6 protein-coding genes are annotated in these 5,939 nt (G+C 57.6%); 4 read left to right on the top strand and 2 right to left on the bottom strand.

Annotated elements, in window-relative coordinates:
• Positions 1 to 551: peroxidase family protein (locus MRY84_RS14265; protein ID WP_363317549.1), on the bottom strand; the 551-nt coding region annotated here is incomplete at its 3' end.
• 305 nt (positions 552 to 856) lie between these two features.
• Here MRY84_RS14265 and MRY84_RS14260 point away from each other — a divergent pair.
• The 3 genes from MRY84_RS14260 to MRY84_RS14250 all read left to right on the top strand — a co-directional run bounded on the left by MRY84_RS14260 (position 857) and on the right by MRY84_RS14250 (position 3,922).
• On the top strand, positions 857 to 1,873 hold the full coding sequence (locus tag MRY84_RS14260; protein WP_223055215.1) for a DUF2235 domain-containing protein: 1,017 nt from the start codon (positions 857 to 859) through the stop codon (positions 1,871 to 1,873).
• Between the two features lie 303 nt (positions 1,874 to 2,176).
• Entirely contained in the window at positions 2,177 to 3,055 is an 879-nt protein-coding gene (locus tag MRY84_RS14255) for a DUF3800 domain-containing protein (RefSeq protein ID WP_223055214.1), read from the top strand.
• A gap of 159 nt (positions 3,056 to 3,214) precedes the next feature.
• Positions 3,215 to 3,922 (top strand): TM1812 family CRISPR-associated protein, encoded by a 708-nt coding sequence (locus tag MRY84_RS14250; RefSeq protein WP_223055213.1) that lies wholly within the window; start codon positions 3,215 to 3,217, stop codon positions 3,920 to 3,922.
• A 148-nt stretch (positions 3,923 to 4,070) separates the two neighbouring features.
• Here MRY84_RS14250 and MRY84_RS14245 read toward each other — a convergent pair whose 3' ends face one another.
• Entirely contained in the window at positions 4,071 to 5,282 is a 1,212-nt protein-coding gene (locus MRY84_RS14245; RefSeq protein ID WP_223055212.1) for a low temperature requirement protein A, read from the bottom strand.
• 130 nt (positions 5,283 to 5,412) lie between these two features.
• Here MRY84_RS14245 and MRY84_RS14240 point away from each other — a divergent pair, with 130 nt between their 5' ends.
• Positions 5,413 to 5,667 carry a DUF3012 domain-containing protein gene (locus tag MRY84_RS14240; protein ID WP_291506372.1) on the top strand — a complete coding sequence of 85 codons (255 nt, stop codon included), beginning with the start codon at positions 5,413 to 5,415 and terminating at the stop codon, positions 5,665 to 5,667.
• Positions 5,668 to 5,939: the final 272 nt, after the last annotated feature.

The following is a 5,939-nucleotide window of genomic DNA, read 5'->3' as shown; positions in this document are numbered from 1 at the left end:
GGGTGCCAGATGTCCTCGCGACCAAAGGCGAAGCCAAAGGTCTTCAGGCCCATCGATTCATAGGCGACATTGCCGGCGAGGATGAACAGATCCGCCCAGCTGAGCTTGTTGCCGTACTTCTTCTTGATCGGCCACAGCAGACGGCGCGCCTTGTCGAGGTTGCCGTTGTCCGGCCAGCTGTTGATGGGTGCAAAGCGCTGGTTGCCTGTGCCCCCACCACCGCGGCCGTCGGCGATGCGATAGGTGCCCGCGGCGTGCCACGCCATGCGGATCATCAGGCCGCCGTAGTGGCCCCAGTCGGCCGGCCACCATTCCTGGCTGTCCGTCATCAGGTTGTGCAGGTCTTGCTTTAGCGCCTTGACGTCGAGCTGCTTGACGGCCTCGCGGTAACTAAAGTTTTCACCCAGCGGATTCGTCTTGTGGTCGTGCTGATGGAGGATGTCCAAGTTCAGCGACTTCGGCCACCAATTCACCACACTGTTGCCTACTTCCGTATTACCGCCGTGCATCACCGGGCATTTGCCGGTGGTCTGACCTTCGATTGCGCCCATTGCTCGCTCCTTTTCCTTTGCTGCGTCGCCTCTGACGGCCCGCTGACCATTGCAGCCAACAGATTGGCCGATTGTTCCAACCCTAGAGGGCTGGCGTGACACCGGCAAGGCACGTCGTCGCGCCATTGCTGTCGTTGGAACACTAACGCCAGATGGCTCCTGGCCCGAAGTAGCATTTCTCCAGTCAGGCCATAGTGGACGCCTATGAGCGCTCTGAGCGCTGAAAGGTGCAGCAAAACCCATGGCTTCCACTACATGTGTTCCGCGCGTAACCTTGACGGCACGCGCAGCAGGGGGAGTACACCATGCCGAAACGGATCGTCATCTGTGCGGACGGCACATGGAATCGACCGGAAGAGGATGTCGAAGCCGACACACCGACCAACATCCTGCGCCTGGCGCGCGCCATACAACCCTGGGACAACGCTGATAATGATCAGCATGTCTTCTACGACTGGGGCATCGGTTCCTACCACGGCAAGCTGAGCGGAGGCATTAGCGGCCGCGGTATCCACAAGAACATCACCGACGCCTACCGCTACATCGTGCAGAACTACACCCCCGGCGCCGAGATCTTTCTGTTCGGCTTCAGCCGAGGCGCGTACACCGTGCGCAGCCTGTGCGGACTCATCAACAACTGCGGCATCCTCAAACGCCCGGACGCCAATCGCATCGCGCAGGCCTTCGCGCACTACAAGAACGAGAACAAGGCCTACAAACCGGAAGCCAAGAAGTCCATCGACTTCCGCAAGCAGTACAGCTACCCCGAACGCCACATCCGCTTTCTGGGCGTATTCGACACGGTTGGTGCCCTCGGCATCCCCTTCTCCTTCCTCGGCCTCTTCGACCGCACCGACGAGTTCTACGACACCAAGCTCGGCCCCAACGTCGCCATCGCCCGTCACGCCCTGGCCATAGACGAACGCCGGGAAGACTTCGAACCCACCTTCCTGCAGGAACACGACAACCGTGACATCCAGCAAGTCTGGTTCGCCGGCGTCCACGGTGACATCGGCGGTGGCTACCAACCCGACAAACAATGCCGACTGGCCAGCGATTTCCCTCTGCAATGGATGATCGAAGAAGCCGAAGCCGCCGGTCTCAACATCGAGAAACACATCAAGACCGAGCTGAAGCCCAGCGTCAAAGCCTCCGTGCACCGCTCCAACCGGCACATCTACCGGCTTCGAAGATCGCAACCGCGGAACCTGACGCCCGAGGGCATCACCACGCGGGTTCATCCTTCGGTGTTGGAGCGGTATGAGAAGGACGAGCATTACCGGCCGCCGAATCTGACCACCTTCCTCTCGCCTACCCAATGAATACCAGCAAGCTGCGGCACCTAACGTCCCACTTGATGGCTGGCGCGGCTCAAAGAGCAGCAGCCGACTCGGCCCGAATAAGGATTGCACGCGCAACCGTCCATATGAGCGCGAGACATCCTCACAACCGGAACCAGCCACTCTCAAGGCGAAGTTGTGCACGACCCTATTTTCGCGTGATTTCCTTAAGCAGCCGGCATCGCGCACGACCACGCATGGCACCTCATGCGTTGAGAGTTATGTGGAGGTTGGCTTGGTTTACATCCTGCGGCTGTCCGCCTTATCACTGTTAGCTTGCAGACCATGCACATACTCTACGCAGATGACACTTACGCAAAGACCTCAACAGAGGACGCTCCTAGGAAGGTCCACCTTTTCGGCGGTGTGATCGTGAATAGGGCCTCAGAAGAAGCAATAATTGAGAAGATCAGACACGTAAAGAAGCAATACACACACCCAAACATGCCTGTGAAATGGAACTTCAAGGACACGTCTATCAAGAAAAAGTATGACGAATTCGACAAGAAACAGGAATACAAGAAGATGCTGGCCGAGTCACGGAATTGGCGACTAGAGATGCTTCGGCAAGTAAACGACATCGAGTACCAGGTGATCGTGTCATGTATCGAGGCGCACTCGGAGGAAAAGGACGTAATTCAGCGAGTAAAGAACGATTTGAATACGTATTGCTTCGAAAATGTGCTCATGCGAGCTGGATTGGAGGCCAAAGAACTAGGTGGGAAATGGCAGTGCGTGCTAGATTGGCCGCCGGACAACGACTCGAAGCCTTTCGACCGAGGTTACTACAGGCTCTTTCACTTCGGAAAAGCCTCTTCTCCGAGGCCGGCCCTCTCTGGTCCCCTTGAGCTTCTCGGGTTTTCGCATTCTCTACATTTCACTAGGGCCAACCACAGCCCACTGATGCAGTTTGCGGACTTGGTGTTAGGGGCGACCCGAGACCATATCGAATGCAAGATTCAGGGCAGAGATTCCAGTGTCGGGACCGAGGCGGTAGAGATCTTCTACGATCACTATCGAAACCATAAAGGCACTGTTCCGAGATATGGGGTAATTGCGTCCACTAGCAATCCCAGTCTCGTTGAAAACGTTCAGAACATTTTCCAGAGAAAAGCGAACAATGCGCTTCAGCCAACGCCGCAAAGCAGCGCGGCTGAGCACTGACGTTACGCCTCTTGTTGAGTCGCGATGCAAGTGTTAAAGTCTAACTACACCTATCGTCTAATATGGCTAAGACGCATGCACTTGTTGCATGAATCCCGGTTCGATTCCGGGTAGGTAAAGTTCATTTATTGGAGTGAACTTTACCTACCTGGAGTTGAGATGGATCGGGCGCAGCAGCTAAGAATATTCTACTGGCAGAACGCCAATGTTAGGAAACTCGATACCGCATTCAAGCAGGTTCGCCGGGTCCTGAATAAGGCACTTATAAACAACGACTTGGCGCTTGTCGAGATACAGACAAAATTGTTGGCCTTTCTCTACAGCTGCTGGACCGAAGCAACTTTCTACAAGCTCATCCATACACCACATTGCTTCGAACTAGATGAAATCGAGCAAATCAAACGCCATATCAAGAGATTTGGCATAACGGCTGGCTGGAAGAAGGCTGTCAATCTTTCGCTACGGCACATCAACGCGAGTGGCGGGGATATTCCGAACCGGAAGCAACGCATAGAAGGGCTCCTCCGAGAGTACATAGAAGAACCAAGCCAGCTACGGAATAAGATTGCGCATGGCCAATGGGCAGTGGCGCTCAATCAGAATGGCTATAACAAAAATGACCCCCTATCAAATGCCCTTAATGACCTCGATTTTTTGAAGGTGGAAAGGCTTCGGTCGGGGTGTAGTGCTTTGGCAGCAGTCGTCGAGAGCCTTTTTGAATCCCCCGATAAAGCCTTTCATGCAGACTACTACACGGTTCTCACGGAGGCAGAAGAGAGACTGCGTACCATGCAAAGTTACTCAGTGCCGGAGCACGTAGCGAGACTACGAGCGAAGAATCCAAAGGTTAGCAATAGCGTGGCCTAGGCCTAACAAATCGTTGCAGGGGACACTTAAGCCGCCACCCTTTTTTGCAACCGAAAAAGCGGGCGTCGCCTCAAGCGCCGCTTAACTCAGGCGTTCCCCGTCAAGAACCCTCTACCGCGTTCGTACGAATCGACCGAGCCCACAGCCTTCAACCAACCACCCCACCCCGCATATCCCTAACCGCCCAATACAGCGGCACGGCCACCTGCGAGAAAATCGCCAGGCCCCAGATCATATTGCCGATCAATGCCGGTACATGGGGGTGTAGGACGAGCAGCAGCAGCGCCATGCCGATGCCGAAGGCGCGTACCGGGCCGGTGTGATAGCGATTGGTGATCTCGCGGCCTTCCACCAGCCGCTGCAGCACCCAGAGCGCGCCGAGGAAGGTGGCAAGGCCGACGGTGCCGATGGCGCCGTAGCCGGTTGGGTAGTTCTCCCATAGGCCCACATAGACCTCGCCGGCCAGCGCCACCCCGACCATGACGGCGGCCCAGAGGATGGCGATGTGCGCGAGCCAGTACGACAGCATTACGCCATTGCTGCGGCTTCTTGGCCGGGCGTTGCCCGCGCCGTCGAAATAGATCCAGGCGAGTGCGAAGAGGCTGAGCCCACCCATCATCAGGTTGAATAAGGTGCCGGCGCCGACCTTGTAGACGCCCTTGTCAGCCAGCGTTAGCACCAGCTTGAAGAAGCCCTCCCCCAGCAGGATGAGCATCAACAGGCCGAAGCGTTCAGCGATGTGCCCCAGCCGGGGCACGAAGCGCTCGAACCGCAGGGTGCCAATGCGCGGCAGCATGTACTGCAGCTGGATCATCACCACGCCCGTGCCGAATACCCAGTAGGCCATCGGCTTGGCCAGAAAGGCGGAGACAGCGAAGACAGCGAAGACAGCCGCCAGAATGAAGAAGTTGCGGGCCTGCTCGTGCGCCAGTGGGCTGCCTTCGGCACCGACACTGCGCGCCCGCCAGTACAGATAGGCAGTCAGCGCCCGGTTCAGTGCGTAACCGAAGGCGAAGTAGGCCCAACCTCCGCCCATGACACTGGGAATCGCGGCGGCGATGACCATCATCGTGACGATCTGCACCGCCATGACGGCGCGGTGCGTCATGTCGGTGGAGATGTAGAGTGAGTTGTAGACCGAGCAGTCCGCCCAGGCGTAGAAGATGGCGAGGAACAGGCCGGTGAAGACCCAGAAGCCCTGCCAGTCCAGGTGGTGGGACAGAAAGTTGCCGAGCAGGAAGATCGTCACCACGTGGATGAGATCAAAAAAAAGCTCCACCCAATGGACGTGGTCGCTCGCGCCCTCGTCATCCATGTAGTGACGGGGTTTGCGCCAGATGGGGAACGCGGATTGCGACATGCTTGGTCTTCCGTTGGATGGTCGAGGGTCAGCGCGCAGCGAAGGCGCACCTTACCGGCGCTGCATAACGCACCCCCGCCGAGGCACCATCGAATGCGCCGACTTTCCCCGTTGACGCATCGGCCGTAGCATGCGCCAGACGCGCGATCAGGCTGATCGCAGGCCGCATCACGGCCTATTAAGAAAATGGGGAAATATCCAGATGATGAAACGAAGCCTGTTGGGTGGCCTGATGGCCTGCGCCATTCTGTTGTCCGCCTGCGCGCCGGAAGTCGGCAGCAATGCCTGGTGCGAGGACATGGACGCCAAGGCCAAAGGCGACTGGTCAGCCAACGAGGCCACCGCCTATGCGAAGCACTGCATCTTCAAGAGTGCGGACGAGTAGCGCCTTCGCGACCTCAAATGGTCGTCGCTTCCCGCCAAAAGCGGCAGCGAGACGACTCCTCCACTAGCCATATGCGGGTGACAGCGAAGCGCTTGCCATGACGCCAAACCAACGCGCCTTAATGCCAGACACGCTACGCCTGTTCGCGCTGTTCGGCATCGTGGTGGTGAACATTCAGTTCATCGCCTTTTCCGCCTTGCAGGACTTCACGGTGCCGGCGGGGGAAAGCGTTGCGGATGCCGTCACGCTGTGGCTGGTGAATGGCCTGGCGC

The organism is Acidovorax sp., assembly GCF_022763525.1.
GTDB lineage: Bacteria > Pseudomonadota > Gammaproteobacteria > Burkholderiales > Burkholderiaceae_C > Acidovorax.
Note: the sequence above shows the minus strand (reverse complement) of the source record. Positions and strands in the feature narration are given on the sequence as shown.